30 protein-coding genes are annotated in these 26,835 nt (G+C 57.9%); 14 read left to right on the top strand and 16 right to left on the bottom strand.

Annotated features, from left to right (window positions below; genetic code table 11):
* Positions 1-104: 104 nt before the first annotated feature.
* From GS611_RS11250 to GS611_RS11215, 8 genes are all read left to right on the top strand, one after another.
* The gene (locus tag GS611_RS11250) at positions 105-362 is read left to right on the top strand and encodes a metal-sensing transcriptional repressor (RefSeq protein ID WP_171635661.1); all 258 of its coding nucleotides are present in this window, start codon (positions 105-107) and stop codon (positions 360-362) included.
* Positions 363-365: 3 nt separating this feature from the next.
* The gene (locus GS611_RS11245; RefSeq protein WP_171635659.1) at positions 366-1,703 is read left to right on the top strand and encodes an MFS transporter; all 1,338 of its coding nucleotides are present in this window, start codon (positions 366-368) and stop codon (positions 1,701-1,703) included.
* 34 nt (positions 1,704-1,737) lie between these two features.
* Entirely contained in the window at positions 1,738-2,166 is a 429-nt protein-coding gene (locus tag GS611_RS11240) for an Lrp/AsnC family transcriptional regulator (RefSeq protein WP_152459759.1), read from the top strand.
* Positions 2,167-2,239: 73 nt separating this feature from the next.
* On the top strand, positions 2,240-2,938 hold the full coding sequence (locus tag GS611_RS11235; RefSeq protein ID WP_371732246.1) for a transglycosylase SLT domain-containing protein: 699 nt from the start codon (positions 2,240-2,242) through the stop codon (positions 2,936-2,938).
* Between the two features lie 69 nt (positions 2,939-3,007).
* Entirely contained in the window at positions 3,008-5,035 is a 2,028-nt protein-coding gene (flhA, locus tag GS611_RS11230) for a flagellar biosynthesis protein FlhA (RefSeq protein ID WP_216598261.1), read from the top strand.
* Positions 5,032-5,805: a flagellar biosynthetic protein FliR gene (locus GS611_RS11225; protein ID WP_371732245.1), complete on the top strand. Its 774-nt coding sequence runs from the start codon at positions 5,032-5,034 to the stop codon at positions 5,803-5,805. The genes flhA and GS611_RS11225 overlap by 4 nt, the downstream gene beginning before the upstream one ends.
* A complete protein-coding gene (gene flhB, locus GS611_RS11220; protein WP_171635654.1) occupies positions 5,802-6,890 on the top strand; it encodes a flagellar type III secretion system protein FlhB in 1,089 nt (362 codons plus the stop codon). The genes GS611_RS11225 and flhB overlap by 4 nt, the downstream gene beginning before the upstream one ends.
* Positions 6,887-7,273 carry a hypothetical protein gene (locus GS611_RS11215; RefSeq protein WP_171635652.1) on the top strand — a complete coding sequence of 129 codons (387 nt, stop codon included), beginning with the start codon at positions 6,887-6,889 and terminating at the stop codon, positions 7,271-7,273. Before flhB ends, GS611_RS11215 begins: the two co-directional genes overlap by 4 nt.
* Before the next feature lie 33 nt (positions 7,274-7,306).
* Here the strand turns inward: GS611_RS11215 and GS611_RS11210 are convergent, their stop codons facing one another.
* Genes GS611_RS11210 through GS611_RS11170 form a run of 9 tightly spaced genes read right to left on the bottom strand, consistent with a single transcriptional unit; the run spans position 7,307 to position 11,851 of the window.
* Complete coding sequence (locus tag GS611_RS11210; protein WP_171635650.1) at positions 7,307-7,813, bottom strand: flagellar basal body-associated protein FliL; 507 nt, start codon at positions 7,811-7,813, stop codon at positions 7,307-7,309.
* A gap of 9 nt (positions 7,814-7,822) precedes the next feature.
* Complete coding sequence (flgH, locus tag GS611_RS11205; RefSeq protein WP_171635648.1) at positions 7,823-8,554, bottom strand: flagellar basal body L-ring protein FlgH; 732 nt, start codon at positions 8,552-8,554, stop codon at positions 7,823-7,825.
* Positions 8,554-8,970: a flagellar basal body P-ring formation chaperone FlgA gene (gene flgA / locus GS611_RS11200; protein ID WP_171635646.1), complete on the bottom strand. Its 417-nt coding sequence runs from the start codon at positions 8,968-8,970 to the stop codon at positions 8,554-8,556. The genes flgH and flgA overlap by 1 nt, the downstream gene beginning before the upstream one ends.
* Positions 8,970-9,755: a flagellar basal-body rod protein FlgG gene (gene flgG / locus GS611_RS11195; protein ID WP_170345694.1), complete on the bottom strand. Its 786-nt coding sequence runs from the start codon at positions 9,753-9,755 to the stop codon at positions 8,970-8,972. Before flgG ends, flgA begins: the two co-directional genes overlap by 1 nt.
* A 21-nt stretch (positions 9,756-9,776) precedes the next feature.
* Entirely contained in the window at positions 9,777-10,487 is a 711-nt protein-coding gene (locus GS611_RS11190) for a flagellar hook-basal body complex protein (protein WP_171635644.1), read from the bottom strand.
* Positions 10,487-10,759, bottom strand: coding sequence for a flagellar biosynthetic protein FliQ (locus GS611_RS11185; protein WP_152459750.1), 273 nt, complete (start codon positions 10,757-10,759; stop codon positions 10,487-10,489). Before GS611_RS11185 ends, GS611_RS11190 begins: the two co-directional genes overlap by 1 nt.
* A 4-nt stretch (positions 10,760-10,763) precedes the next feature.
* On the bottom strand, positions 10,764-11,054 hold the full coding sequence (fliE, locus tag GS611_RS11180; RefSeq protein WP_171230273.1) for a flagellar hook-basal body complex protein FliE: 291 nt from the start codon (positions 11,052-11,054) through the stop codon (positions 10,764-10,766).
* 12 nt (positions 11,055-11,066) lie between these two features.
* A complete protein-coding gene (flgC, locus tag GS611_RS11175; RefSeq protein ID WP_171635641.1) occupies positions 11,067-11,453 on the bottom strand; it encodes a flagellar basal body rod protein FlgC in 387 nt (128 codons plus the stop codon).
* Between the two features lie 11 nt (positions 11,454-11,464).
* Entirely contained in the window at positions 11,465-11,851 is a 387-nt protein-coding gene (locus GS611_RS11170; protein ID WP_171635639.1) for a FlgB family protein, read from the bottom strand.
* 105 nt (positions 11,852-11,956) lie between these two features.
* On the opposite strand from GS611_RS11170, the gene GS611_RS11165 reads away from it, so the two are divergent.
* From GS611_RS11165 to GS611_RS11140, 6 genes are all read left to right on the top strand, one after another.
* On the top strand, positions 11,957-13,276 hold the full coding sequence (locus tag GS611_RS11165; RefSeq protein WP_253285000.1) for a FliI/YscN family ATPase: 1,320 nt from the start codon (positions 11,957-11,959) through the stop codon (positions 13,274-13,276).
* Between the two features lie 85 nt (positions 13,277-13,361).
* A complete protein-coding gene (locus GS611_RS11160; RefSeq protein ID WP_171635634.1) occupies positions 13,362-14,201 on the top strand; it encodes a flagellar motor protein MotB in 840 nt (279 codons plus the stop codon).
* Positions 14,202-14,292: 91 nt separating this feature from the next.
* Complete coding sequence (locus GS611_RS11155; RefSeq protein WP_171635632.1) at positions 14,293-15,588, top strand: flagellar hook protein FlgE; 1,296 nt, start codon at positions 14,293-14,295, stop codon at positions 15,586-15,588.
* Positions 15,589-15,620: 32 nt separating this feature from the next.
* On the top strand, positions 15,621-17,072 hold the full coding sequence (gene flgK, locus GS611_RS11150) for a flagellar hook-associated protein FlgK (protein WP_171635630.1): 1,452 nt from the start codon (positions 15,621-15,623) through the stop codon (positions 17,070-17,072).
* 2 nt (positions 17,073-17,074) lie between these two features.
* Positions 17,075-18,082 carry a flagellin gene (locus tag GS611_RS11145; protein ID WP_171635628.1) on the top strand — a complete coding sequence of 336 codons (1,008 nt, stop codon included), beginning with the start codon at positions 17,075-17,077 and terminating at the stop codon, positions 18,080-18,082.
* Positions 18,079-19,173: a flagellar basal body P-ring protein FlgI gene (locus GS611_RS11140; RefSeq protein ID WP_171635626.1), complete on the top strand. Its 1,095-nt coding sequence runs from the start codon at positions 18,079-18,081 to the stop codon at positions 19,171-19,173. Before GS611_RS11145 ends, GS611_RS11140 begins: the two co-directional genes overlap by 4 nt.
* A 54-nt stretch (positions 19,174-19,227) precedes the next feature.
* On the opposite strand, the gene GS611_RS11135 is transcribed toward GS611_RS11140, so the two are convergent.
* From GS611_RS11135 to GS611_RS11105, 7 genes are all read right to left on the bottom strand, one after another.
* A complete protein-coding gene (locus tag GS611_RS11135) occupies positions 19,228-19,872 on the bottom strand; it encodes a DUF1523 family protein (RefSeq protein WP_171635623.1) in 645 nt (214 codons plus the stop codon).
* Positions 19,873-19,882: 10 nt separating this feature from the next.
* The gene (locus GS611_RS11130; RefSeq protein ID WP_171120117.1) at positions 19,883-20,149 is read right to left on the bottom strand and encodes a hypothetical protein; all 267 of its coding nucleotides are present in this window, start codon (positions 20,147-20,149) and stop codon (positions 19,883-19,885) included.
* A 1-nt stretch (position 20,150) separates the two neighbouring features.
* Positions 20,151-21,488, bottom strand: coding sequence for a DUF6638 family protein (locus GS611_RS11125; protein ID WP_171635621.1), 1,338 nt, complete (start codon positions 21,486-21,488; stop codon positions 20,151-20,153).
* Positions 21,485-22,306, bottom strand: a complete 822-nt coding sequence (locus GS611_RS11120; protein WP_171635619.1) for a hypothetical protein — start codon at positions 22,304-22,306, stop codon at positions 21,485-21,487. Before GS611_RS11120 ends, GS611_RS11125 begins: the two co-directional genes overlap by 4 nt.
* Positions 22,303-24,234 (bottom strand): ATP-binding protein, encoded by a 1,932-nt coding sequence (locus tag GS611_RS11115; RefSeq protein WP_171635616.1) that lies wholly within the window; start codon positions 24,232-24,234, stop codon positions 22,303-22,305. Before GS611_RS11115 ends, GS611_RS11120 begins: the two co-directional genes overlap by 4 nt.
* Before the next feature lie 75 nt (positions 24,235-24,309).
* Positions 24,310-25,428 (bottom strand): hypothetical protein, encoded by a 1,119-nt coding sequence (locus GS611_RS11110; RefSeq protein WP_171635613.1) that lies wholly within the window; start codon positions 25,426-25,428, stop codon positions 24,310-24,312.
* Between the two features lie 277 nt (positions 25,429-25,705).
* The gene (locus GS611_RS11105) at positions 25,706-26,785 is read right to left on the bottom strand and encodes a hypothetical protein (RefSeq protein ID WP_171635611.1); all 1,080 of its coding nucleotides are present in this window, start codon (positions 26,783-26,785) and stop codon (positions 25,706-25,708) included.
* Positions 26,786-26,835: the final 50 nt, after the last annotated feature.

Below are 26,835 nucleotides of genomic sequence, written 5' to 3'. Positions count from 1 at the left end.
CGAGATAGGCGGTTTGGTCCCCAAACTCAACGCCGTCCGAAAGTCGCGGGCCGTTCGATGCCGAATCCTTGACCATATCCCCATCGGGGGGATATGGATAAGTCATGTCAGACAACGCCCACCAGTCACATCCACAAATCACGGCCCGACTGAAGCGGGCCCATGGGCACCTGGCCAAGGTCATTGCCATGCTCGAGGAGCACGCCCCCTGTTCCGACATCGCCCAACAGTTGTTTGCAGTAGAGAAGGCCGTCACCAATGCCAAACGCGCATTGATTCATGATCATATCGAACACTGCCTGTCCGCTGACGACGATGGCGGCGGGATCGAAGACTTCAAAGCGATTACAAAGTACCTCTGAGCCATGCTGAGTATTCTGAAACACCGCACCTACCGCCACCTGTTCGCCGCCCAGATCGTCGCCCTGACCGGAACCGGGCTGGCCACGGTCGCCCTTGGGCTGCTCGCCTTTGATCTGGCCGGGAATGCTGCGGGCCTTGTCCTAGGCACGGCACTGACGATCAAGATGGTGGCTTACGTCACTGTTGCACCGCTCGCCGCTGCTTTTGCCGAGCGTCTGGATCGTCGCAAGATGTTGGTCGTGCTGGACCTGATCCGCGCTGCGGTTGCAGTGTGCCTGCCTTTCGTGACCGAAATCTGGCAAATCTACGTGCTGATCTTCGTGCTCCAATCGGCGTCGGCGGGCTTTACGCCCGCCTTTCAGGCCACGATCCCGGACGTTCTGCCAGACGAAGCTGAATACACGCGTGCCTTGTCGCTGTCACGCCTGGCCTACGATATGGAAAGCCTGCTGAGTCCCATGTTCGCCGCCGCATTGCTGCTGCTGGTCAGCTTCAACAGCCTGTTCTGGGGTACCGCGTTGGGTTTTGTCGCATCGGCAATGCTGGTTGTCTCGGTCGTGCTTCCGTCACCCAAGCCAAGCCGCCCCCGCGGCATCTATGACCGCACCACGCGCGGCATTCGTATCTATTTGAAAACACCCAGGTTGCGCGGACTGCTTGCGCTCAGCTGGAGCGCAGCAGCCCTGAGCTCGATGGTAATCGTGAACACCGTGGTCATCGTGCGCGCCAATCTGGGCCTGTCGGAAAGCGCGGTGGCCATTGCCCTGGCCGGGTTCGGGGGCGGGTCGATGCTTGCAGCCTTTACCTTGCCCCGCCTTCTGGATCGGATCGAGGACCGTCGGGTCATGGTCGCGGGCGCCGTATTCGCCACTGGCTCCATGGCCGTCGCTGCGATGTTGGCCGCAATTGCTCCTCTGTCGCTCGGGTTGCTGACCGCGTTGTGGGCATTCACCGGTTTCGGATATTCCACCACCCTGACACCTTCGGGCCGCCTTTTGACCCGGTCGGCCCACCCCGAGGATCGCCCCGCCGTCTTCGCCGCACAGTTTACCCTGTCGCATGGTTGCTGGCTGGTTCTTTACCCGCTGGCGGGGTGGTTGATGACCGTGTTCGGCCCGACCGTCACACTCAGCAGCATGGCGACGCTGTCCGTGGCGGGCGTCGTCGGTGCAATCGGCCTGTGGCCGCGCCTCGACCAGGAACCGATCACCCATGATCACCCCGACCTGCCGCCCGATCATCCGCATCTGGCCGGGTCAGGCCCGCACGCGCATCCGATCATCATCGACGATCTGCACCCACGCATCCCGCGCGAACCCCGAGCGGGCGCTTCGACCTGATCTCAACCCGGAATGACCATGAATCAGAGCCCCAATGGACCAGCTTGACCGTCGCATCATCGCCGCCCTGCAAGCCAACGCACGCGCCTCGACCACGCAGATTGCGACCACGCTGGGTGTGGCCCGGACAACCGTGCACGAGCGAATTAACCGGATGGAACAGCGCGGCCTGATCGAAGGATATTCCGTGCGCCTCGGGTCCACCGAAGACACGCCGAAAGTGCAGGTCATCGTCATGCTCGAAGTGCAGCAAAAGGAAACCAGCCGGATCATCAAGCGGCTCGAAGCCTACCCCGAAGTCAAACTGTGCCTGTCGATCAACGGAGAATTCGACCTTATGCTGTCGGCAGAGGCCCCAAGGCTGGAAGATCTGGACATTCTGGTCGATGACCTGGCGAAAATTCCCGGTGTCTTGCGCACCAATACCAGCGTTGTTTTCGGGCGCAGGATAGATCGAAACTGAAACGGCGATAACTCTCTGTAAACCGATCGTTGGCTAGCTTGGCCGGGAGAGATCAGAATCCCGGACCGGCAGAATGCCAAATCAGAAGTTCCCGCTGTTACTCATATTGGTGCATGTGCTTTTGGCGCAGGCAGGGTTTGCCATGCCAGATGCCAAAACCGGTGACCTGTGCGATCATGCCGCGCGCCGCGCCGCTTTGTCCGAAGGCGTGCCCCTGGACGTGCTGCGCGCCATCTCGCGCGTTGAAACCGGGCGCAGGCTGGACGGCCGGTTGCAGCCTTGGCCCTGGACGATCAACGTCGGCGGTCAGGGATACTGGTTCAAGTCCGAGGTCGAAGCCAAGGCCTATGCGTTCAAAATCTTCAAATCGGGCGCCCGCAGCTTTGATGTCGGCTGTTTTCAGATCAATTATCGCTGGCACGGCAGAGCCTTCCGTTCGATCGACGCGATGTTCGATCCGGATGAGAACGCGACCTACGCCGCCCGGTTCCTGAATGAACTCCATGCCGAGCTTGGATCGTGGCCCGCAGCCGCGGGGGCTTATCATTCCCGCACGACACCCCTTGCCGAAGCTTACAAAGAGCGGTTTCAAAAGGTGCTGGCACAGCTTGAAGGGGCCCCCCGAACCCGGGTTGCGGGCACGTCTCGGGATCCGTTCACCGGAGCCGGACTCCCCTTGATCCCCATTCCGACGGCCTCGCCCCGCACCGGCGCGCTTGGGTCTCTGGTGCCGGCCGCAGGCGCCGCAACCGCGTTTATCGCCTTCAACTAGGAGTTTCGCGTGCCCAAGGTAAACATCCAGTCGCTGTTTTCGCCTACTGTCCTGCTGGCGATTGCGCTGATGACAGTCATCGTCATGATGATCCTGCCCATGCCAGCCTGGGTTCTGGACGTGGGGTTGGCGGCCTCCTTTGCCCTGGCCATCCTGATCTTCACCCTGACCCTGTTCATTGAACGCCCGCTGGACTTTTCGTCCTTCCCGACGATTCTGCTGGCGTCTTTGATGTTGCGCCTGTCGCTGAATGTGTCGTCGACGAAACTGATCATCGGGCAGGGGCACACCGGCCCGAATGCGGCAGGAGACGTGATCGAAGGTTTTGCCAGTTTCGTCATGGGCGGCAGTATTTTTCTTGGCCTGGTGGTGTTCGGCGTGCTGCTGATCGTGAATTTCATGGTCATCACCAAAGGCGCCGCCCGCATGGCCGAAGTCGGCGCGCGCTTTGCGTTGGACGGGATGCCCGGCAAACAACTTGCGATCGACAGCGACATGTCCGCCGGGGCAATCGATCATCAGCAGGCCAAGGAACGGCGAGAGCTGGAACAGCAGGAGACGACATTCTTCGGTTCGCTCGACGGCGCGTCGAAATTCGTGAAAGGTGACGCTGTCGCCGGGCTTCTGATCACGTTGCTGAACCTTGTCATGGGCCTGGTCATGGGCGTCGTCGTACATGGAATGCCCGTGGCCTCGGCGTTCGAAACCTATGCGATTCTGACCGTCGGCGACGGGTTGGTGTCCCAAATTCCCGCCGTCATCATTTCCATAGCGTCTGCCCTTCTGCTGGCACGGGGCGGCACGCAAGGGGCCACAGACAACGCCATCTTTTCTCAACTTGGCCGCCACCCCGCAGCATTGTCGACTGTCGCGGTGCTCATGGTCCTGTTCGCTCTGGTGCCCGGTCTCCCTTTTCTGCCGTTCATCCTTGGCGCGGCCATTCTGGGATATGCGGCTTACAATGTTCACCGAAAGCAGCAAGATGCGGCGGCATCGGCAAACCTGCCCTCGACCGAAACCGAAGCGCCGTCATACCAGGCTATCGGCGACATCCTGGACCTGGATGATGTCCATCTGGAGTTCGCGCCGGATCTGGTCAGCATGGTTCTGAACCCTGGCACGGGGCTGGACGCCCGTATTGCCAATATGCGGACCTATGTGGCGTCGACCTTTGGCCTGATTCTGCCCGAGATCCGCCTGACCGACCGCGCCGACCTGCCGACCGGAACGTATGTGATCAAGGTTCAGGGCGTCGAACAGGCACGCGGTGTCTTGCATCCCGATCTGGTCCTGGCGCTCGTGCAGGACGGGTTTGACCTGCTGCCGGAGGGCAATGACGTGACCGAGCCTGTCTATGGTGCTCCGGCGCGCTGGATCCTGCCGAAAGATCAGGAGGACGCCGCGCTGAGCGGCGCCACCATAGTCTCACCGCCTGAGATTCTTGCCACCCATCTGCTGGAGATCATCAAACAGAACTTCTCGCGCCTGCTGACACTGAAATCCCTCCGGCGCCTGCTGTCGGAAATGACCCGCCTGAGCGACCCGGTACGCGCCGAAGCCAACCGCAAGCTGCTGGATGAACTGATCCCCGACAAAGTGCCGATCGACACGTTGCACGCTGTTCTGCGCCTGTTGCTCGACGAACGTGTGTCGATCCGCAACATGGCGCTGATCCTTGAAAGTCTCGCCGAGGCGCGGCTGACCACAACCCAGCCCGAAGGCATCTGTGAACTTGTGCGTCAGCGTCTTGGCTTTCAGCTGGTCGCGGACATGAAGCGCGAGGATGGTTCGATCCCTCTGATACAGTTGGCCCCGGAATGGGAGGACACTTTTGCCTCTTACCAGATCGACGCCCCAAATACCGGCATGGATGTCGCGCTGCCCCCAAACGTGTTCAACAAACTGGCCGACGGAGTTGTGAGCACCATCGCCAATTCCGCTGACAACGGTCTGTTTCCGGCCGTCGTGACCTCGACCCGGCGCCGTCGGTTGCTGCGCACAGTCATGCAGGCACGCGGCGTGTCCAACCCGGTGTTGTCCTTCGAAGAAATCGGGCTGGAAGCCAAACCTGCCTTGGTCGGAACTGTTGCAGCGTGATTGCCCTGCCGCCAGAAATGCTGTCGCAGCTGGCCGAAGCAATCTGGCACGCCTTTGTCGTGTTTCTGCGCGTCTCCGCTCTTGTTTCGCTGCTTCCAGCTTTCGGTGAGCGCAGTATTCCGACACGGGTAAAGCTTGGTGCTTCCGTTGCTTTCACGCTGATCATACTGCCCGCTGCGCCCCCCGTCAGAATTGATCCCAGCCTTTGGGCGACCGTGCAACTGGTCGGCACCGAAGTCCTGATCGGGCTTGTCCTGGGGATAGGCCTGCGCCTGTTCGTTCTCGCGCTGCAAACCGCGGGGTCTATTGCGGCTCAGTCCACGTCATTGTCGCAACTGTTGGGTGGCGCGGCGGCCGATCCGGTCCCCGCCATGGGATACCTGCTGACCCTGGCAGGGCTGACACTTGCCGTGATCATGGACCTGCACATCCGGGCCGCGCAGTTCCTGATCCAGAGTTATGCCCTGTTTCCAATAGGGTTGGCACCCGGTGCCGCGGATGCGTCGCGTTGGGGATTGCATCAGGTCGCCAACAGCTTTGGGCTGGCTTTTGCACTGGCAACGCCGTTCGTCATTGCCTCTCTGATTTACAACCTGGCACTTGGGGTCATCAACCGGGCAATGCCCCAGCTGATGGTGGCCTTCGTGGGTGCTCCTGCAATTACCTTCGCCGGGCTGTTTCTGCTGTTCGCCGGCACACCGCTGATCCTGTCCGTGTGGGCGGACGCGCTGGTCGCCTTCTTCACCAACCCGATGGGAGCGCAAAGATGAGCGCAGGTGATGACGACAGCGACAAGTCATACGAGCCGACACCGCAAAAGCTGCTGAAGGCGCGCGAGAAGGGTGAGGTTCCAAAATCCAACGACTTGTCGGTCGTGGCGGCATATACCGGGTTTCTGATCGCCCTGCTTACAGTCGGTCAATACAGCGTCGAGCACATGGGCACCGGGTTCATGGTTCTGATCGATCAGTCCGACGCTTTTGCACGGCTTCTGACGGATGGGCCATCGCATGCTCCGGTTGCAGGGGTTTTAAAAAGTGCCCTGCTGCCTGTTGCTTTGCTGTTCTGCCTTCCTGCCGCGGCTGTTCTGCTGAACTTGATCGCCCAGCGCGCGCTGATCTTTGCCCCAAGCAAATTGAAACCAAAACTTTCGCGTATCTCTCTGATTTCGAACGCTAAGAACAAGTTCGGGCGGGGCGGCCTGTTCGAGTTTGCCAAAAACACCACCAAACTGTTGATCTACAGCACCTGCCTTGCGCTTTTTCTGAAAGCCAATCTAACCGAAATTTTGTCTGCCAGCGCGGCGCCGGCAAAGTCATCCATTCTGCTGATGATGAACCTGCTGTTTCGCTTTCTGTTCATCGTGATCGCTATCGCACTGGCCATCGGGGTTGTCGATTTCCTTTGGCAATATGCCGAACAAATGCGCAAGAACCGTATGTCGCGCAAGGAGATCATGGATGAAACCAAGGATGCCGAGGGCGACCCTCATGTCAAACAACACCGGCGCCAGCGTGCACAGGAAATCGCAACCAACCAAATGTTGGCAGGTGTTCCAGGCGCGGATGTCGTGATCGTAAACCCCACCCATTATGCTGTGGCGCTTAAATGGACACGGGTTGCGGGCAGCGCCCCGGTTTGCGTTGCCAAAGGGGTGGACGAAATCGCCGCCACCATCCGATCCGCCGCAGGAGAAGCAGGCGTTCCGATCCATTCAGACCCTCCCACAGCTCGCGCCCTTCACGCGACCGTGGACATAGGTCAGGAGATCGACGAAGAGCACTATCGTCCTGTTGCCGCCGCGATCCGGTTTGCCGAAGCGATGCGAAAACGCGCGAAGGAGCAAGTTCGATGACTCATACGCAATTACCCGATCTGGAAAAAGTGACCAACGCAGCGTTTCAGAAGCAATTTCAAGCGCTGCGACCGATCTTGGAGGCCGAGGCACGGATCAAGCAGCAACTTGCCAGATTGGACGGTCAACTCCGTCAGGCGCGCCAAGACAGCACCAAGGTCGAAGGCTATCAGGTTTCAGGGACCGACGTTCTCTGGAATAGTTGGGAGTCCGCGACCCGGAGACAATTGAACCTGCAACTGGCACGAACGCGCGCGCAGAAACTGGCCGGAATGGAAGCTTTACGTGCTGCCTTTGGGCGAAAACAAGCGGTGGAAACATTGCGGAAGGAAGTTCAGCAGGCAAACCGAAAAGCAAAAACCAGAAAACACTTCGGGCCATAGCTTGACCGACCCGGAGTATCGGGCCGATTAGTGTCAGCTATCTTGTCGGTTTACACTCAGGATCAGCACTTTGGACACGTCGTCGCCAAATTCTTTGCGCGCCACTTCCAACAAGGAATTCCGCAATACATCCAGGTTCCCGGATTCTGTAAAAGCCCCGTCAAAACCACCCGTGTTTGCATGGTCAAAAAGAACCTGAAGAAATCCATCCCTGAGTTTAGGTTCGATTGCATAATAGGTTTCTGTAATGGCCGGGTTCGCCTCAAGGCTCAGCGACAGCGTTACCATGGCTTCGATCTGGTCATCTTTTACAACGGGGACGACAAATTGTTTGGTCATTTTCAGATAACCAAAGCTCTCCCCCTCGCCTTTTTCCTTTGATTTCCCTGTTTTTTTGCCGGCCGCCTTGTCCTCTTTGACTGCTTCTTTTTCGGCAACGGCAGTTTCAGGTTTCTTTGCAGGTGCAAGAACCAGACTCGCGCCAATACCCGCACCGAGTCCAACAATCAGAAAAATCACGGGAATCAATTTCGCGACCACGATCTCACCTCAGAACGGCAAAAGGGAATCAAGAACTTGCTGACCATAGCGGGGTTGCTGGACATCCGTTATCTGCCCTCTGCCGCCATATGACACGCGCGCTGACGCGATTTTGTCATAGGTTATTTCGTTTTGCCGCGAGATGTCCTGCGGGCGGACATATCCCGTCACAAGAAGCTCTCGCAGTTCGAAGTTGACCCGCAACTCCTGGGATCCCGATATTGAAAGAACTCCGTTCGGCAACACATCCAGCACTGTTGCGGCAACACGCAGAGTCAGTTTTTCGTTTCTCCTGACGGATCCCCGGCCAGAGCTCGAGGAATCCGCCTCAATCGAAACGGCTTCATCCAGTGACGCGCCCTGGGGCAGGTTCTTTTGCACGCGCTGAGGCAGGCCGAAGAGGCTGGGTACTTCGAGATTCTCGGAACCAGATCTGGATCGTCTGGTGTTGTTCGAAATTTCTGCCTTCTCGTCCAGCTCGATGACAACGGTCAGGATGTCGCCTTTCTTGATCGCCCGCTGGTCGCCCAGCAATGAATGCTGCCCGCCGCTCCACAAAGAGGATCGGTCGACGTTTCGCTGGGGTTGGGTGTGCAATGGCAAACCCGGCCACAACATTGCAACCTGTTCCGGGGAATCCTCGTTGGGTGTGAAACTTGGCGGTTTGCCCAAATGATCCATTCGACCACATGCGGACAAGGCAAAAGCCGTCAGGATAAGGGTTTTTGGCAATCCGTGCATCACTGTACCTCGATTTGACCGTCCGGACGGATTCGGCCTGTTACGGTTGTTCGGGATGAAAGGTTCATGACCCGAATGCGATCCCCCGCCGCGCCGCGCCCCAAGGCCCGGCCCTCTGTGGTGATCGACAAGGGTTGGCTACTGAACACCAGCACGACCAGATCGTTTCGATCCACGATGGCAGGTGGCCCGACATCAGAGCCGCGAATTGGCCGACCGGGGTAGAGCGCCACCCGGGCCTCTTGTCCGATCAGAAGATCAGGGTCTGAAATTGCATCGGCAACATCTGTTGGCTTTAGCTCGAGATCGGCCGCAGAAATGACTTCCTTGGCCCGTATCGTGCGTGTCGGCACCACAATGTCAGCCTGTGCGGCAATTGGCGCCAGCAGCACCAGAGAAAGAACCAGATGTCGCATCACCGTACCTGCGTTGTCGCGCTCATCATCTGGTCCACCGCCGTGATGACTTTGGCATTCATCTCATAGCCGCGTTGCGCTTCGATCAGCTCGGTAACTTCGCGAACGGCGTCAACCGAACTGTCTTCCAGATAACCCTGCCGCAAAGTTCCCAGACCGTCTTCGCCCGGCGTACCTAGTACCGGAGCGCCGGAAGCTTCGGTTTCCTTGAACAGATTGCTTCCGACGGCTTCCAGGCCCTTTGCGTTCGAAAAACTGGCCAGCGTAAACTCCCCAAGCAACTGACCTTCGGGGGAATCGTCAAAATATGCATAGACCTCGCCCGACGCATTGATCGAAACAGAACGCGCATCGTCGGGGATGGTGATTTCCGGCGAAACCGCAAACCCGTCAGAGGTGACGATCAGACCTTCTGCCGACCGCTTCAAACTGCCGTCGCGCGTATAAGCGGCCTGACCGCTGGGCAAGGTCACCTCCAGATATCCGCGACCTTCGATTGCAACATCCAGATCGCTCCCGGTGGCCGACAAGGCTCCTTGTTCCAATTGCACTGTTACCGCTGCCGGTCGCACACCGAGACCCAGTTGAATACCCGTGGGCAGAACCGTTCCGTCCGACGCGTTCACGGTGCCGGCCCGCGCCATCTGCTGATAGTGCAGGTCGGCGAATTCGGCCCGTCGGGCGTTGTAGCCGGTGGTGTTCATATTCGCGAGGTTGTTCGAGATCGTCTCGACCCGCATCTGTTGCGCTGTCATCCCGGTGGCGGCAATTTTAAGGGCCCGCATGTCTAACTCTCCTCATCCAAATCAGCGCATCAGCGCCTTGAGTGCTCCACGCACGCGCTCATCTTCACTCTCAAGAAAGCTTTGCCCCAGCTCATAGGCGCGCTGGATTTCCACCAAACGGGTCACTTGCTGAATCGCGTTCACGTTTGACCCTTCGAGAAAGCGATGCAAAACCACCGGCTCGTCGACCGGCTCGATTGCACCGTCGGTGCGGAAACGAGTGTTTCCTTCGCGTACAAGTTCGTTCGTGTCGGCGACGTTGAAAACGCCCAGCTGACCCAGAAGTTGACCATCGACACTCAGCGTTCCGTCGCTGCCGACATCGATTGACGCGGCATCAGGCGGGATGAACACAGGCGCGCCATTGGCATCGAGCACGCGCGCACCATCCATTGAAACCAGATCGCCATCGGCATTGGGAGAAAAACTACCAGCCCGCGTCAGCCGGTTGCCGTTCTCGGTTTCGACCATGAAGAACCCGTCGCCCTCGATGGCAAAATCAAATTGCCCGCCGGTTTGCTTCAGCACACCCTGCTGCGTTGACGAATTTCGCGCCTCGGCCCTGCTCATGGAAAGGGAGGGGCTGTTCGGCATATCTCGAATGTATTCCGAGAACACCAGCCCCTGCTGGCGATAGCCGGTCGTGTTGGCATTTGCGATGTTATTCGCCACCAGGCGCATTTCATTCATCAGCCCGGACTGGCGGGACAGGGTGACATAGGCGGTGTCCATCAGCGACCTCCTGCGATCAATGGAACAAGCGTACCGGTAAAAAACGTAACAAGGGTCTGAGTCATGAACCCCATCGAGATCCAGAACACGACGACGATGGCGATCAGTTTGGGAACAAAGGTCAGTGTCATTTCCTGTATCGACGTCAGGGCCTGAAACAGACCAACGATCAGGCCTGACACCAGAGCAACTGCCAGAATCGGGACCGATGTGATGACGGCGATCCAGAGAGCCTGACGCACGATGTCATAGAAAAGACCTTCGCTCAGCATGGTATCAGACCGGCATCCGAAGGATTTCCTGATAGGCCTCGACCACCTTGTTGCGCACGATCACAGCTGTCTCGACGGCCAGTTCGGTCTGTGCCAGCGCCTGCACCAGCGCGTGCGGGTCGGCCTGCCCTACCATCGCGGTCTGCGACATCTGCTCGCTGTGTTTCAACGTGGATGCAAAGTCCTGAAAACTTGCCTTCAGCCCCTGCACCATGCCCGAGTGATCTGGGTCGGCCTGGGTTGCAGGACGGGCGCCGGCATAATTCTGCGCGGCGGTCAAGGATCGGATGTCCATTCTGGCTGTCCTTTATTTTCTAAGCAGTTCCATCAATGACGACGACATTTGCCGTGTTTGATCGAACATCTTGAGGTTGGCTTCGTAGCTCCGCTGCGCCTCACGCGCGTCGGCTATTTCGATCATCAGATCGACATTCGATCCCAGATAGTGACCACTGGCATCTGCCAACGGGTGACCGGGGTCGAAAATTCGTGTCAAGTCGCGTTGATCAAGCTTTACGCGGCCAGCTTTCACCACGTTCCGACCCTCTTTTTCCATGGTCTCAAACGGCACCGTCTTGCGCCGGTACCCGGGTGTATCCGCATTCGATATGTTTTCGGACACGTGACGCAGACGGGCTGCCTGCGCACGCAGGGCGCTGGCGGATGCAGCAAGTGAGTGGGAAAAATCGCTCATCCCCGGCCTCCTTATCCACGCCCCAGACTGGTGCGAAGGATGTTCATCGAGGATTTGTAGATCGCCAACGCGCGGTCGTGCTGTCGTTTGACATCGACCGATTTCAGCATTTCTTCTTCAAGCGATACGCCGTTGCCATTTGGATCACCCGACGAAGCGGCCTGGTGCTCTGCCCAGGGCTGCGCACCTGTACCGCCGTGCAGATGACCCTGCCGCGTGGCCATCATGGTCACTTCGCGTCCCGAGGTTTCAAGTGCTTTATGGAAGGGCTCGATATCGCGCGGCTGGTAGCCCGGCGTATCCGCATTGGCCATGTTGCGCGCAATCACTGCCTGCCGTTGCCCGGCATGGGTTGCCATTGCGTACGCGGTCTTTAGGACCTTCAAGTCATAGAACATCGGGGCTTCTCCCTCGATCAATTTCAATCAAGGCTTAACCCCGATTCCTTTAGAAACCGTTTTCAGAACCCAATTGGAGAACCCAAGATGTCTGATCTCGACCCGATGCTTCTGAAACATGAATTCGATCGGATGACTTCAATCCGCCACGTGGGCCTGGTCAGCGGCGTCGCGCAAGGGTTGATCGAGATCAGTGGACTGAACGAACATGCGCGAATCGGGGACTTGCTTACATTGCGGCGGCGCGCAGGGCCCGATCTGGCCGGTGAAGTGCTGCATGTCGGTGCAGACCATATCCACATGATACCGGGTTCCGCCCCTGACGGTGTCAGCCTCGGGGATCGTGTGTACCTTGATCCCTCGCCGGGTTTCGCGCCCGCATTGCACTGGCTTGGACGCGTCATTGATCCGTTTGGCAAACCGCTGGACGGAAAACCTCTGCTGAACGGGCCACAGGATCGCGACATCATGCAAGCCCCGCCGCCTGCGGTGGCGCGCAAGCCATTGGGAAAGCGGATGGCCACCGGACTATCTGTTCTCAACACCATGCTGCCGATTGTACGCGGTCAACGCGTTGGGTTGTTTGCGGGATCAGGTGTAGGGAAATCGACGCTGCTGTCGACGCTGGCGCGCTTCATGCAGGCTGACGTGGTTGTGGCGGCTCTTGTCGGCGAACGTGGGCGTGAAGTGAACGAGTTTGTTGCCCGCGCCATAGGTCCGGAAGCCATGAGGCGCACGATCGTGGTCGCCGCGACGTCCGACCAGTCTGCATTGGCGCGCAGACGGTGCGCGTGGTCGGCCATGTCGGCGGCAGAATTCCTGCGGGATCTGGGGCTGAACGTCCTGTTTCTGGCCGATTCGGTAACCCGTTTCGCGGAAGCGCACCGTGAAATCGCCGTTGCCATGGGCGAAGCCCCGTCACTCCGAGGCTATCCGCCCTCTGTCACCCCCCTGATTGCCAACCTGTGTGAACGCGCAGGCCCCGGCACGCAGGAGCAGGGTGATATCACCGCCGTGTTCAGCGTCCTGGTTGCGGGGTCCGACATGGATGAACCCATCGCCGACATTCTGCGCGGTGTGTTGGACGGGCATATCGTACTCAGCCGCGAGATTGCCGAACGCGGGCGCTTCCCGGCCATCGACCTCAGCAAATCCGTATCCCGCAGCCTTCCAGAGGCCGCGTCAGAGGCCGAGAACCAGATGATCAACGAAACCCGCAAACTTGTTGGCAGCTACGAACAATCCGAAGTCATGATAAAGGCCGGGCTGTATTCAGAAGGATCAGATCCGCTCTTGGATCAGGCCGTGCGCGTTCATGAGGAGTTGGACGCGTTTTTCGGCAAACCCGATTCCGAAGGGATTGAAAACAGCTTCAACCGCTTGTCCCTGATTCTGCGCCGCGCCTCGGCCGGCCTGCCGCGTTAGTGAACTCGGAACAGTTTTAAGTATTAAGGCCGCCTTAAGACCTACGCTGCTATCCCGATAGCCGGGTGATAAAAAGGTGGTGGAGATGGGTGCGCAAACCAATGCGGCGCCAATCATCATCAAGAAGAAGCGTGTATCGGGTGGCGATGGCCATCACGGTGGCGCGTGGAAAGTCGCGTATGCCGACTTTGTGACGGCCATGATGGCCTTCTTCATGTTGATGTGGCTGCTGAACGCAACAACGGAACAGCAACGAAAAGGGTTGGCGGATTATTTCGCACCGACAATCCCGCTAAGCCCGGAATCCGGCGGCGGGGACGGGGCGTTTGGCGGCGACAGCATGCTGTCTGAAGAAGTACTGCTGCGGGACGGTCAGGGTGCCACGACCACTCACCCGACTGAATCGCATCAGGCCCGTGGCTCGATCGGAGTGAATGCCGAGGGCGGCGGCAAAGGAGACAAGGAAGATTTCTCTACGTTGGAGGCGCAACTGCTGGGGCGCACGGGTGAAAGCGAGATCTCGGACAAACTGCTCAAGCATATCGTCACACGAGTCACGGATGAGGGACTGGTGGTGGAACTGTTTGACACCGACGATCAGGCATTGTTCGAATCGGGCTCTGACAAGCCAACCAGCTTTCTGCGGTCCCTGGCCCTGATCATCGCCCGAGCCTCGGATCTTGTCGTCAATTCGATCGCTGTCGAAGGGCATGTCAGCGCGTCTCCGGTTGTGCAGGCGCGCAACACAGCCTGGGAACTGTCCACGGCAAGGGCCCAAAAATTGCGTCAGTTGCTACAGAACAAGGGCGTTGCGGCACAAAGAATGGATCGTGTTACGGGCCATGCAGACCGAGAATTGTTCGCCGACAATCCCATGGCTGCGCGAAACAACAGGATCGAAGTGATCTTTCTGCGCCAGCCCTAAATGATAGAGCGTATTTTACATGTTAGCGCGCTGTTAAGGGGCAGCGCGTTACCTGTTGCATCAAAGACGGACGCAACAGAAGGGCGCACCCATGACCATTTCCTCTTCGCTCAATGCCGGTGTGGCGGCGCTGAAAGCCAATGCCAACAGGTTGGCGACGATTTCCGACAACATCGCGAATTCTTCAACCTACGGGTATAAACGGGTCGAGACGGATTTTCATTCAATGGTCACGTCGGGCCAGGGTGGCAGCTATTCGGCAGGCGGCGTGCGGACGACAAGCCAGCGCATGATTGACCAACGCGGGCCCTTGGTCACGACCAGCAACTCAACCGATCTGGCAGTTCGCGGGCGCGGCATGTTGCCTGTGCGCCCCAGTTCGCAGATCGGGAATAATTCGAACGAGATGCTGCTGACAACAACCGGGTCGTTCCGCACCAACGAAGAAGGGTATTTGGTTACCGAATCCGGCCTCGTTCTTCTGGGGTGGCCCGCGGCATCTGATGGCACTATTCCACCGGTTTCGCGCGACACACCCTCCGCGCTTGTACCCATTCAGCTCAGCGTGAATCAGCTGTCGGGTTCTCCAACCACGGAAATGAAACTGCGTATGAACCTTCCGGCCACGGCAACAGATGCGGGCGCGCCGGGCGACATTCAGCCTTTGTCGGTCAAGTATTTCGACAATCTCGGCAAGTCTGAAAGCGTCGATATCCAGTTGATTCCGACCGTTCCCGCAACCGGCAGCAGCAATGAATGGCGGATGGTATTGCGCGATTCAGCCTCTGGCGGGGCCGTCGTGGGGGAATACAGGCTGACATTCACCGACAACCGAACGGCCGGGGGAACCCTCGCAAGCGTGACACCTATTTCAGGTGGTGCTTATGATCCAGCAACGGGCAGTGTCATGGTCAACGTCGCCGGCGGACCGATGGAGATCAATATCGGCCAGATCGGGGATACCGACGGCATAACCCAGCTATCCGACACCTTTGCGCCGGTTTCAATCACACGCGATGGCTCTGCCGTGGGAACCATGACCAGCGTTCAGGTGGACGAAAACGGCTATGTCTACGCGCGCTATGATACAGGTGTCAACCGCCGCATGTTCCAAATCCCGCTTGCTGACGTTCCCAATCCTAACGGCCTGACCGCGCTGGACAGCCAAACCTACGAGCCGTCACGAGAAAGCGGTACGTTCTTTCTTTGGAATGCCGGCGAAGGCCCGACAGGGGATCTTGTTTCTTTCGCGCGTGAGGAATCCACCACGGATGTAGCGACTGAGCTGACCTCATTGATTCAGACGCAACGTGCTTACTCGTCCAGCGCCACGGTGATCCAGACAGTGGACGAGATGTTGCAGGAAACGACAAACCTGAAACGTTAATCCAGCTCTGACCCAAAGAAAGGAGCGGCCTCATGAACATGTCGACAGCACTCAATAACGCATTGGGCGGGCTGACTGCGGCCAGTCGCGGGGCCGCTGTGGTGTCCGGGAACATCGCGAATGCGCTAACCCCCGGCTATGCGCGCCGGTCCCTGGAACTTGCGACAAGTCCTATATCCGGAAATGGCGTACGCACCGTTGGCGTGATCCGGCATCAGGATCCGGTTTTGACCACCAACAGACGTTCGTCTGATGCCGAACTCGCCTTTCGGTCGGACGTTTCAGATTTTCACGCGCGGTTCGAACAACTGGTGGGGTCTCCTGATGACGGCCCTTCGCTGTCTACCCGTCTGTCCTCGTTGGAAAACGCCTTTATCACGGCGGCCAGTCTGCCTGACTCGATCGAACGGCTGGATCAGGTTGCGCGCTCGGCCCGCGATCTGACCAACGAGCTGAACGCGACGTCCGAAGGCGTACGCCAGGCACGCTCGGATGCCGATCGAAAAATTGGCGCCCAGATCGATACCCTGAATCAGACTCTGAAAGATATCGAAGACCTGAACGCCAAGATTCCCGCCATTCAAAACTCTGGCGGTGACATCGGTGCCCTGCTGGATCAGCGGCACGTCCTGATCGACCAAGTCAATACCCTGATCCCGGTCAATGTCGTGCCTCGCGCCAATGATCAGGTATCCCTGTACTCGGAGGGCGGGCTGATCCTGTTGGAAGGCACGGCCTCGGAGTTCACTTTTTCCACGACGGGCGAAACAAAGCCTCATATGACTGTGGCAAATGGTCTGTTGTCCAGTCTGGAGATGAACGGAAACCCGGTACGGACAAGCGGAGATAACGCTCAAATCCGCGGCGGGGCACTGATGGCGCAGTTCACCATCCGCGACGACTTGGCAGTCGAGGCGCAGGTTCAGCTCGACACGGTTGCAAGGGACCTGATTGAACGATTTGAAACGCCCGGTTTGGATTCGTCGGCTCTTGTGACAGATCCTGGTCTGTTCACCGACGATGGCAACCGATTTGATCCTGCATCTGTTGTCGGACTTGCATCACGGATCTCACTCAATTCAACCGTGGACCCTGACAATGGCGGGGACAGTTGGAAACTGCGCGCGGGTCTGGGCGCCGCAACTCCGGGTGACCCTGGGCTGGCTGCTCAATTGCGCGCGTTCGGGCACATATTGAACGACGCACGTCCGGTACCTGGCGGGCTGTTCGGCACGGGAAACATGCGAGCTGCCGAGTTGACCGAGGCCCTGTTGTCGAAAGCGGGCGCACACGCCCATGCCGCAGATCAACGCAAGACTTTTGCAAACAGCTTCCAGCAGCAAATGGCGCAGATCGAGGCCGCGCAGGGCGTGGATACCGATCAGGAACTACAGCGGCTCATGCAGGTCGAACAGACTTATGCCGCAAACGCTCGTGTCATCTCGGTTGTTGACGAGCTTATGGAAACTCTTCTGAGGTTGTGACCATGAATATCACTTCTATCGGCGATTTGGCGCGAGGAATGACCTTACGAACCCGCGCAACAGATATCAAAACCCAGATCGAAACCCTGTCTTATGAAATGTCCACCGGGCGGGTACAGGACGTCTCGGGGCGGCTTGGCGGGGATTATTCGCAAATTCTGGATCTCGACCGCAGCCTCGCCAGACTCGACGCCTTTGGCATCGCAACGTCCGAAGCGGCCCTGTTCACCAATACCATGCAACTGAGCCTGAAAACCTTCGGAGATTCGGTCGGAGACATGACCGCGTCTTTGCTGGCTTACGGAACCGCCAATCAGCCCGTCAATCATGAACAAGCGTCCCAACAGGCGAAGAATGAGCTGGACACGATGATCTCGGCACTGAACACGCGAGTAGGAGGGCGCAGCCTGTTTTCCGGTACCGCCACCGATGTGTCGCCCCTGCAATCTTCGAACGATCTTTTGACGGCGCTGAAATCGCAGTTGACGGGGCTTGCGACGGTCGCTGATATCAGGCTGGCGGCAGAAAACTGGTTCAATGACCCAGCCGGTTTCGACGCCGTGATTTATCAGGGGTCAAACGGCACCCTGTCTCCGATGCAGATTTCGGAAAACGAAAGCGTCACGCTGCCGATCACGGCAACGGACCCGGCATTCAAGGCCGCACTCAGGGACGTCGCCGTTGCGGCGCTGGCCACCGACAGCGCATTGGCACTTTCGCCCGATCAACGCACCGCTTTGTTCACGCAGTTAGGGGTCGATCTGGCCAACTCACAGGATGCCACCGTCAAGCTCCGGGCAAAGGTCGGGGCGGCCGAAGCCCGCATCGAAGAGGCGGCAACACGCAATTCCTCGGCCCGAACCAGCCTGGAATTCAGCCGGAACGAACTGATCGCGGCCGATCCTTATGAGACGGCAGCGAAACTGCAAACGGTGCAATTTCAGTTGGAAAGCCTGTATTCCGTAACCGTTCGCAATGCGAACCTGTCGCTGGTGAACTTTCTGAGATGAGGGCGCTGATATTTCTCCTGCTTCTCCTTCCCGGCATGGCTTGGGCAGGGACAATCCGTCTCAAGGACCTCGTGGATTTTGACGGTGTACGGGGCAACGATCTGGTGGGTTACGGCCTGGTGGTCGGCTTGAACGGAACTGGCGATGGGTTACGCAACGCGCCTTTCACCGAAGAAATCATGTCCAATATCCTCGAACGTCTTGGCGTTAACGTCACAGGTGAGGATTTCCGGCCCAAAAACGTGGCAGCGGTATTGGTCACGGCCAGCCTGCCGCCCTTTGCACGGGTGGGTGGTCAAATCGATGTAACGGTTTCAGCCATAGGCGATTCAAGCAACCTGTTGGGTGGAACATTGATCATGACCCCGCTTAACGCAGCCGATGGCCAAATTTATGCGGTCGCGCAGGGCACAATCCTTGCAGGTGGCGTTTCGGCTGAAGGAGAGGCAGCCTCGGTCGTGCGTGGAGTGCCAACTTCGGGCGTGATCCCATCCGGTGCCAGGGTCGAGCGTGAAATTGACTTCGACTTGTCAACTCTCACTCAGATGCGCCTTGCACTCAGAGAGCCCGATTTCACAACAGCCGCGCGCATCGAAACCGCGATAAACACCGAGTTCAACAGAACCGTGGCAATCATGCGAGATTCCGGCACGGTTGAGATCAACGTCGCGGCGACGCAGGCGGTTTCGACAGCCCACGCCATAGGGCGTATCGAAAACATTCTGGTCGAACCTGAATCGAAAGCGCGCGTTGTTGTTGATCAGCGCTCTGGCACCATTGTCATGGGGCAGGAGGTCCGAATTTCGCGTGTTGCGGTGTCTCAAGGCAACCTGACTCTGACGGTTCAGGAAGCACCGATTGCGGTGCAGCCCAACCCGTTCGCCAGAGGTGAAACAGTGGTCGTGCCACGTACAATCGCAGGGATCGAGGAAGAAGAGGGAACCGGCCTCGCCGAAATCCCCGAAGCCACCACCCTGTCCGAGGTTGTGGCAGGTCTGAACGCGCTTGGGGTCTCGCCTCAGGACATGATCGACATTCTAAAAACGATCAAGGCAGCAGGCGCGCTGCATGCGGAATTCATCGTCAGGTGAAGGGCACCGCCAGTTGGATGGGCGTGCTGCTGGCACGCCCGCCAAAGCTTGTATCTATTTCGATTTCCAGCTGTCCAGCCAGCGCCGAAATCTGTTGTGTCGCTCTTCTATGGCGTCACCCGCCGCATAAAGGCCGTCTTCCACGTTTTCGATCATCGGATCAATCCGTGCTTGCCGGAACCTGCGCCAACGCACCCACATCGCCCAGACGAACGCCGCAAAGATCGTCAGGAAGATGATATTGAACCAGGGAATGATCCGAACATCCGGCCCTTCAACGTCTTTGATGAAAATGGCGTTGGGAAAGATCGACATGAATTCGTTGCGCCACCCGTAATGGGTTACGACCACCCATTTCGGGTTTTCCTTGGTGGATTTCGCATCATTGGCCTCGGTGTACAGGTTCGCAGTGTCGAACTTGAAATACGGGGGCCATCCCCAGCCGGTATCCTCATTTCGGTACACGATGGGTTTTCCGTTGGCCCGCACTGCCTGAATGAACTGCACATCCCGGTTGGACAGGCTGGTGGATTGATCTTCCGGCTCTGACCAGAAGATCCGGGTCCAGTCGTTCAGATCCTGCCGTTCTTCATAGGTGTTGACGATGCGCACAATGTCATGCTGGGGCAGAGAATATTGCAGGATCACGGCAATCGTACCCCAGAAAATGATAATGAACGCCCATTTCACATAGGCCATGCCTAAACCCTCACATGTAATTCACGATGTAGATCAGCGCGCCAATCGCCACCCACGGCACAATATAGACACCCAGGATCAGTTTACGCCGAAACGAGTTGTCATACACATGCAATCCGCGTTCGACAAAGGCTTCTTTGTTGCCCGTCTTGCCCTTTTCGTCCCACCAGTTCTCCAGTTTCCGCCGGCGTATGCCGCGCGAATAGAAAGACAGCCCGACATAGGCAATCGTCTGGATCACCAGCAAGATCAGCAAAAGGCGCAATAATCCAATCATTTCAACCTTTCCTCACCGAACCCCACGGACCAACCCGGGCAATTATGTCATCGCTGACGCGATCGTCGCCGCTCATATCCGGCTCATGTCCGAACAGGGCGGCGCGGGCGCCTTGCTTGTCCACCTGATATTCGCGCGCAAGGAAGTCGGCCACATAGGCCTTCTTGCTCTCGGGCCAGCCCGAATATGTTCGGTAGAACAATTCTTTGTGGCAGATGAACATCTGGCGCGGGTCCAGCGGGGCCAATTCGGACAACAGCATGTTCACCAGATCACGGTTCGGTGTATCGGTCGCCCGCAAGGTGTAGAAGTAGGCCGGGTGATCCGAGGTGATGCGCGGCCAAGGTCCGCCATCCTTTGCCCAGCGCAGCAATTGCGCAAGGCCGTGATAGGCTTCGGGCAGGCGGTCGGCATGGTTGCGCGCCAACCGGCGCATATCGCTGCGATCCAGACCCGCCATATCCACGCCCGCATCCGCAGCAGCAGAAACCGTCAGAAAATCCATCTTCTGTTGCAGGATCGCGCTCGAGTTCACGCCCCGCGCTTCGATGATCGTTTCGACAAGGTTGTTCAGCCCAAGGAATTTGGCGATCTGATTACGTTGCGCCTTTTGAAAGACGTGTTTCAGCGGAAGATCGTCTGGTACGTCTTCCATACAAATTGCGGCCGGGTGATCCAGATCCGGGAACAGATAAAGCCCACCGAAATGCGCTGTCCAGAAGTTGCGCTGCTCGAACGCGGTATGGCGCAAGCGGACGGGGTTTCGGGTCACGTCACCGGTTTCCCTGGCCGTTTCGATCATCTTGGCGATCAGCACATCGTCGAACCAGGCGTCCTCTTCGGTTTTGAACCGCTCGACCATGCCCGCCAGTTGTTCGGCCTTGCGCAGGGTGCCGCCTGCGGTGTCAGCCTCAATCTCAATCTTGCGCAGGTTCAGAAGATCGCGCGGCGTGCTGAGTTTGATGACCGAGTTCACCAATTCTCCGGCCACCGCATCGGTGGCGGTCAGGGCAAACAACTGCGCTTCGTTCATCTCGATGAATTCCCGCAGGATATCGCGCGAGGTCGAGAATTTGACGTTCAGCAGCGGCGCGCGTTTCTGCTCGGTCGTTAGCAGAATGAACTGCCGGTTGACCCCGTTGGGGTTGAGGTAGAGCGGGTCGTCCAACTCAATCCCCACCTCCGGCGAATAGCCCGAGATATCGACATGGAAATCCGTCAGCGCCGTGGTCGTGCCCGCAAGATGCTGCAACGCGCGGTTATACCGCTCGACCAGAGCCGGGCTGGAGATGTGGACGAGGTTGCCAAACATCAGGCCATTTTCGATGAGACGTATCATGTTGGCCCAAAATCCGTTTCATCCCAAACATCCAGCATGGACAACGCTACTAAATTGTGCCGGAGATCAAAAAAACCTATCGCATGCAATCTTTGTTGTTGAATCGCGCCAATACGCTCTTCAAATTCTTTGAATCTTCCAAACAGTTTTAGAAGTCTGTGCATTGGATAGTTGCAAGGATACTCTCCCCGCACCTTCTTGTCGCTAATCTGGCTGCAAAGCTCCGCGTAGTTTAGCCCAATTTCAGAAGTAGCTACTCGGACAAACTCGTCTGAATCCAAGCCCTTCAATTCTTCCGCTGAGTTATCAAGTAAGGAAAGCGAATGGCTAGACATAAACATCTCGCTTTCGGGGTTTGGTTCCAGACTCCAGGTAACAGAGTTGGCTAGCAAGATGTTTCTTATTTCAAGCAGGTACTGGTCGATTAACTCTTTGTGGTATTGCTCTTTTCTCTGCCTTTGCTCGTCTTCAAATATCTCTCCCTGTTTAACCAGTAGCTTGACTTGTTCTGTTTGAGCTTCTGACATTTTCGCAAATTCTTGTCTTTGCTCGCGTAACTCAGTGGCCTGTATAATTACTGTCACAACCAACCATACGAATGCCAAACTACCGGCGATCCCAGCCAATGTATCGCCGAACTCGTTAGGCGCAGCTGAGCCTAAGTATGCCCATTTTGAGGAATACAGTTTTCCTTCCACAAACACCGGCAAAAATGTCATCGAATAAAAGAACGCAACGAGGACAAATGCGGTTAACAGGCACCCAACCAAGAACGGGGCTTCTTTCCAAAATTTCGGTTCAATTCGCGTCGACTTCACCCTTTCCCCTCCAGATACCGTCGCTTGGCCTCTTCCATCCGGCCCATCTCTCGCACCGCGTTTTCGATGGCGACCTCGTCGCTCTTGTCGGCATAGCGGAACTCGCTGTCGGCATAGCGGTTGATTTCCTGCGTCACCATCTCAACCGTGATCGGCTGGCGAAGGTCCTCGATCATCGCTTTCTTAGTGTCGTAGTCGCGGAACAGGAACAGGTCGGGGTTCTCCATCCATTCGTCGGGCAGTTCGAAATCCATCGCGCGGACCTTGACCGCGTCGGTGATGTTCTTGATCGCGCGACCGGTAAAGCGCTCATCCGCCTGTTGGATCGCCTTGAGGTAGGTGCCCAGCTTGGCGATCGTGTCCATCTGGCCGATATCGCCGGACACCCGGTCATAGACCTGCAGCAGCGCATCCTCATGCGGGCGGGAATGGCTTTCGAAACTGGCGGCGACGGCCTTTTTGATTTCCTGCGCGGCATAGGGGTCGTGCTCGCCCAGCGGGATGTCGTGGTTGCGGCCCATCAGCAGGTGCAGGATGTCGATGTAATCCTCTCGCGTTTGCGGCCCGTCCACCAGAAACCGCGCGCCTGCGCGCTGGCGCAGGGCGTCGTCCACATTCTCAGGGTAGTTCGAGAACATGCCAAAGGTGCAGTTGCCACGCACGACTGTGTTGGCACCGGCAAAGCTCTCCATCAGTACGGCGGTGATTTCCAGCTGCCCGGCTGACGATTGCCGGTCGCCGCGTTTGCCTGCCAGCTGGTCGATATCGTCGATAGTGCCAAAGCCGATGACCGAGGGGTCGATGATCGTGTTGATAAAGGCCTTGGCGTTCTGACCGGATTTCCCCTGATAGCTGTCGATATTGTCGGTACTCAGGTTCTGATAGCGGAACGGATAGCCCGCGTTCTGGCAATAATCGTTGATCAGCCCGGCCATCATCTGGATCAGGGTGGTCTTGCCGGTACCCGGCTTGCCGTCGCCCATGAAGGTAAAGATGAACCCGCCGAGTTCCGCGAACGGGTTCAGGCGGCGGTCGAAATCATAGGCCATCACCATCTTGGCCAGCTTCATCGCCTGATACTTGGCGATATGGTTGCCCACCACCTCGTTCGGTTTCTTGAACGTCATGGTCAGGGTGGTGGATTTGGCCTTTGAGGCCGGTTCAAACCCCCGGATCGTCAGGTCATCAGCCTCGATATGCCAGGCGGCGTTCCGGAACGGGGCCAGATGACCTGCGGATTGGGCACGCAGGGCGGCCTTGTCCATCAACTGCTCGGCATAGGCACTGGTGGCAGCGATCAGGTGGGCATCGTCGGGGGCGTGTTTGGCCAGCGTCTGGTCCAGCTCCCACAAAGCACCATGCAGGGCGAGTTGGCCATTGTCGGTCAGGACCTCTTCGACCTCACCAATATCGACGGTGGTTTCGCCCAGATGCGAGGACATCAGGTAAGCCAGCGCATTGCCGAACACGTGCGACGTAATCATGGCCTCAGCCGTCAGCAATTCCGAGAATTCCGTCTTGCGGGCGGCGGGCAGATCCCCGGCCAGATTGGCCCGTTTCAGATCCGCCAGCGGGGTCTGTTCCGCATAGGCCTCGGCCACGGCCAGAGCGATGGCAATGGCGCGTCGGATCGCCTGCTGCGTGGTTGCTTGCGGCGGAGAGACCAGCGTATCGCCATCATCTGCGGCCTCAATCCGGTCGACCAGATGTACGCCATCTGCCCGCGCCACCCGGCGCGTGACCAGCCCGGGCGTGGTGGACCGAAACCGCCGCCCCGTTGACACGCCGGGCGACCGTTCAACCGCAGCTTCAACCGGTTTGGCAATCCGTGGCGCGTGCTCGAACCCGTTCAGCAAGGCGGTCGCTGCCGGATAGTGCTTGCGAATATCCGCCTCGCGCAATTCCATCTGATCTGACGTCAAATTCATTTTCTTCCTCGCAATGCCGGGCTGAAGCCCGGCCTACTTTTGTCGCGTAGGGCGGGCTTTAGCCCGCCACCCGCTTTAATACCGCAACACCTGCCCCGACTTGCTGACCACGAATTTGCGCACATCGGCAAAGCCTGGCGGGTTGCGCTCGGCCAGCACCTGAAACGGCCGCTGTGGCAGGATGATCGACCGCTGGGTGCGCGTAGCCCCGGTTTCGGCCCCCTGCCCGCCGAACGGGTCCAGCGCAAAAACCTCGCGCTCGACGGTTGAAAACCAACCGGCGCGTTCTTCGATCACCTCTTCGCTTTCCAGCTCCTCAGTGGTCCAAGCCAGCGCCCAATCCTGACCTTCGGGCGCCTGTGCGTCCTCCAACACCTGCCGCAGGGGGCCGGATTGCTCGGTATAGGCCGAAGAATACATCGGCCCCACATGGATGCGGCGCAGGTGTTTGGGATGCAGGTCGTCGAAATCCTGATCGAAGCCCTTGGCAATCGTCACCAGTTTCAGACCGCCTAAGCTTTGCGCCATCAGATGCGCCTGCACCTCGGGCCAGCGGCGTTGGTCCTTGGGCAGGGCAGTTTTGCCGCTGTCCTCCAACTGCATCAGGTAAATGACCGGCAGGTTGATCTGGCTGTCATAGACCGCCCAATGGATCAGGAACTTGCGCCGCTCGCCCTCATTCCCGATCCAGTGACATTCGGGATCGTTGCGGGCCCAGAACAGCTGACCTTTCAACAATTCCTCGTAATAGAGCCTTTGGGACAGCGCGAATTGCAGCTTGGTGGGGATGTCCTGATCGCCAATGATGGTCCGGACCATGTCGGTTTTCAGATCCTCTTCCGAGGGCATGTTCGCCAGATGCACCTGCGCCTGCTGCGCGTCATTGGCCATGGTCAACAACTCGGCCGCCACCGGAAACCCGCTGTCGCGCTTGTCCATGGCGAGGCTGCCAAAGAACCGCCCCGTATCGCGCCCGACCAGCAGGTATTTCATGGACAGCGCGCGGAAGGTGTAGAGCAGCCCCGAAAGGTAGCGCGACACGATCCGCACCTCTTGCTTTGAGATCGCGCCCTCCGCCTCCATCGTCGCGGCCACGCGCAGGAGGTGGACGGTGATCACCTCGAATTTGCGGAAATAGCGGCGCGAGACGAAGGTGTCGGTCAGGCCGACATGGTCTTGGGTGGGATCGTTCATTTGCGGTTCCCGAACTGGTCAAAAAGCCATGGTCGGTAACGTCTTTCAGCTTTCTCGTAATCTGCTTTGAACACACCGCCAGAATACGCGAGGATGAAGAGGCCACCTAACCCCAGAGACAAGTTCACAAGAACAAACAAAAACTCATGGTCGCTCAGAAATCGAAGCGATATGTAATACGTTACATTCATTGCTCCGAGTAGACACAAACAAACCGCCATCATTTTGGCGAGTATTAAAAGCGCGGCTTTGAACACTACAGATCTCGCTAGCTTTGTCACCCACCATACAAGTTCTTATCATGCTTCTCGACAATCGAGGCAAACCGGCGGGCAAATCGCTCATCCGCCTTGGCTTTTTTCTCCAGCACATCGCGGGCAAAGACCATGTGGTCCTCATGCGCCTCAAGCATGTCGGCCATTTTCTGGTTGGTCGCGGTGCCGATGGCGGCCATGGCCGTCTGCGCCTCTTGGTCGGTCTGCACGCCGATCTCGTTGATGCGGTGGGCCACGTCCTGCTGCTGCGCGGTTTTTAGTGATTTGGTCAGGGCGTCATACAGCACCACGCGCTGCTGCGTGTCTGTCTGCAGCTTGTTGATCAGCACCATCTGCGTCGCCGCCTGGTTCTGGAGTGAATCGACCCAGGTCTTGCCCTTTTCGATATAGCGCTCCAGCGTTTGTGATTTGGCCAGCTTGACCTGCTCTTCCTGAACCTTGGCGTTGTATTGCTTGTTCAGCTCTGCCAATTCAGTCTCTAACTGGGTCCGCGCGGCGGCGTCCTGTTCGACGCTGATCTTGTTTTCCAGCGTGATGATCGTCGGATCCATACCCTGAATCTCGGCGCGCAGCGCCTCGAGTTCCGCCACGGTCGCCTCGCGATCGTCCAGCGTGACGGTCAGGTTGTCCTCGACCTTGACGCGTTGTTCCTCCAGCACGGCCAACTGCCCTTGCAGCAGTTTGACGATCACGTCGGATTTGGCGATCAGGTCTTGCAACTTGTCGTCGATATTGGCGGTGCGCATCCGCTCCTGCCGCATCGACTCGGATTTACCTTTCGAGAAGATGCCGACAAACGACTCCCACCCGGTTTTCGAGCGCATCTCGTCAAAATCCTTGGAAAACGCGCTGGTGACGTCGTCCAGCCCCATGATCAGCTCGGCGATATTGGCATTCATCACCTCGGTATGGGCATGCACATCTTCGAGCGTGGCGTTTTCGATGTCGATATCGGCCTCGGCAGTGCCGATCTTGGCGCGGGCCGCTTCAATGCGCGAGGTCAGCCCTTCGATCTGAGACTGGCTTTCGCGCACTTTGGCTTGAGTCTCGTCTATCAACGCTTCGAATTGCTGGTTCGACATCGCTTCTATCCCTTTTTTCTTCTATTACCCAATAAGATAGGAAATGTTAC

It is taken from the genome of Ruegeria sp. HKCCD6119 (assembly GCF_013110585.1).
GTDB lineage: Bacteria > Pseudomonadota > Alphaproteobacteria > Rhodobacterales > Rhodobacteraceae > Ruegeria.
The sequence above is the reverse complement of the archived record's forward strand: the minus strand, read 5'-3'. Positions and strand labels throughout refer to the sequence as shown.

What these genes read in the sequence shown, in the direction of transcription:
- GS611_RS11250 (WP_171635661.1), top strand. Translation starts at nt 105, where the DNA reads ATGTCAGACAACGCCCACCAGTCACATCCACAAATCACGGCCCGACTG.
- GS611_RS11245 (WP_171635659.1), top strand. Translation starts at nt 366, where the DNA reads ATGCTGAGTATTCTGAAACACCGCACCTACCGCCACCTGTTCGCCGCC.
- GS611_RS11240 (WP_152459759.1), top strand. Translation starts at nt 1,738, where the DNA reads ATGGACCAGCTTGACCGTCGCATCATCGCCGCCCTGCAAGCCAACGCA.
- GS611_RS11235 (WP_371732246.1), top strand. Translation starts at nt 2,240, where the DNA reads ATGCCAAATCAGAAGTTCCCGCTGTTACTCATATTGGTGCATGTGCTT.
- flhA (WP_216598261.1), top strand. Translation starts at nt 3,008, where the DNA reads ATGACAGTCATCGTCATGATGATCCTGCCCATGCCAGCCTGGGTTCTG.
- flhB (WP_171635654.1), top strand. Translation starts at nt 5,802, where the DNA reads ATGAGCGCAGGTGATGACGACAGCGACAAGTCATACGAGCCGACACCG.
- GS611_RS11215 (WP_171635652.1), top strand. Translation starts at nt 6,887, where the DNA reads ATGACTCATACGCAATTACCCGATCTGGAAAAAGTGACCAACGCAGCG.
- flgH (WP_171635648.1), bottom strand. Translation starts at nt 8,554, where the DNA reads ATGCACGGATTGCCAAAAACCCTTATCCTGACGGCTTTTGCCTTGTCC.
- flgA (WP_171635646.1), bottom strand. Translation starts at nt 8,970, where the DNA reads ATGCGACATCTGGTTCTTTCTCTGGTGCTGCTGGCGCCAATTGCCGCA.
- flgG (WP_170345694.1), bottom strand. Translation starts at nt 9,755, where the DNA reads ATGCGGGCCCTTAAAATTGCCGCCACCGGGATGACAGCGCAACAGATG.
- GS611_RS11190 (WP_171635644.1), bottom strand. Translation starts at nt 10,487, where the DNA reads ATGGACACCGCCTATGTCACCCTGTCCCGCCAGTCCGGGCTGATGAAT.
- GS611_RS11185 (WP_152459750.1), bottom strand. Translation starts at nt 10,759, where the DNA reads ATGCTGAGCGAAGGTCTTTTCTATGACATCGTGCGTCAGGCTCTCTGG.
- fliE (WP_171230273.1), bottom strand. Translation starts at nt 11,054, where the DNA reads ATGGACATCCGATCCTTGACCGCCGCGCAGAATTATGCCGGCGCCCGT.
- flgC (WP_171635641.1), bottom strand. Translation starts at nt 11,453, where the DNA reads ATGAGCGATTTTTCCCACTCACTTGCTGCATCCGCCAGCGCCCTGCGT.
- GS611_RS11170 (WP_171635639.1), bottom strand. Translation starts at nt 11,851, where the DNA reads ATGTTCTATGACTTGAAGGTCCTAAAGACCGCGTACGCAATGGCAACC.
- GS611_RS11165 (WP_253285000.1), top strand. Translation starts at nt 11,957, where the DNA reads ATGCTTCTGAAACATGAATTCGATCGGATGACTTCAATCCGCCACGTG.
- GS611_RS11160 (WP_171635634.1), top strand. Translation starts at nt 13,362, where the DNA reads ATGGGTGCGCAAACCAATGCGGCGCCAATCATCATCAAGAAGAAGCGT.
- GS611_RS11155 (WP_171635632.1), top strand. Translation starts at nt 14,293, where the DNA reads ATGACCATTTCCTCTTCGCTCAATGCCGGTGTGGCGGCGCTGAAAGCC.
- flgK (WP_171635630.1), top strand. Translation starts at nt 15,621, where the DNA reads ATGAACATGTCGACAGCACTCAATAACGCATTGGGCGGGCTGACTGCG.
- GS611_RS11145 (WP_171635628.1), top strand. Translation starts at nt 17,075, where the DNA reads ATGAATATCACTTCTATCGGCGATTTGGCGCGAGGAATGACCTTACGA.
- GS611_RS11140 (WP_171635626.1), top strand. Translation starts at nt 18,079, where the DNA reads ATGAGGGCGCTGATATTTCTCCTGCTTCTCCTTCCCGGCATGGCTTGG.
- GS611_RS11135 (WP_171635623.1), bottom strand. Translation starts at nt 19,872, where the DNA reads ATGGCCTATGTGAAATGGGCGTTCATTATCATTTTCTGGGGTACGATT.
- GS611_RS11130 (WP_171120117.1), bottom strand. Translation starts at nt 20,149, where the DNA reads ATGATTGGATTATTGCGCCTTTTGCTGATCTTGCTGGTGATCCAGACG.
- GS611_RS11125 (WP_171635621.1), bottom strand. Translation starts at nt 21,488, where the DNA reads ATGATACGTCTCATCGAAAATGGCCTGATGTTTGGCAACCTCGTCCAC.
- GS611_RS11115 (WP_171635616.1), bottom strand. Translation starts at nt 24,234, where the DNA reads ATGAATTTGACGTCAGATCAGATGGAATTGCGCGAGGCGGATATTCGC.
- GS611_RS11110 (WP_171635613.1), bottom strand. Translation starts at nt 25,428, where the DNA reads ATGAACGATCCCACCCAAGACCATGTCGGCCTGACCGACACCTTCGTC.
- GS611_RS11105 (WP_171635611.1), bottom strand. Translation starts at nt 26,785, where the DNA reads ATGTCGAACCAGCAATTCGAAGCGTTGATAGACGAGACTCAAGCCAAA.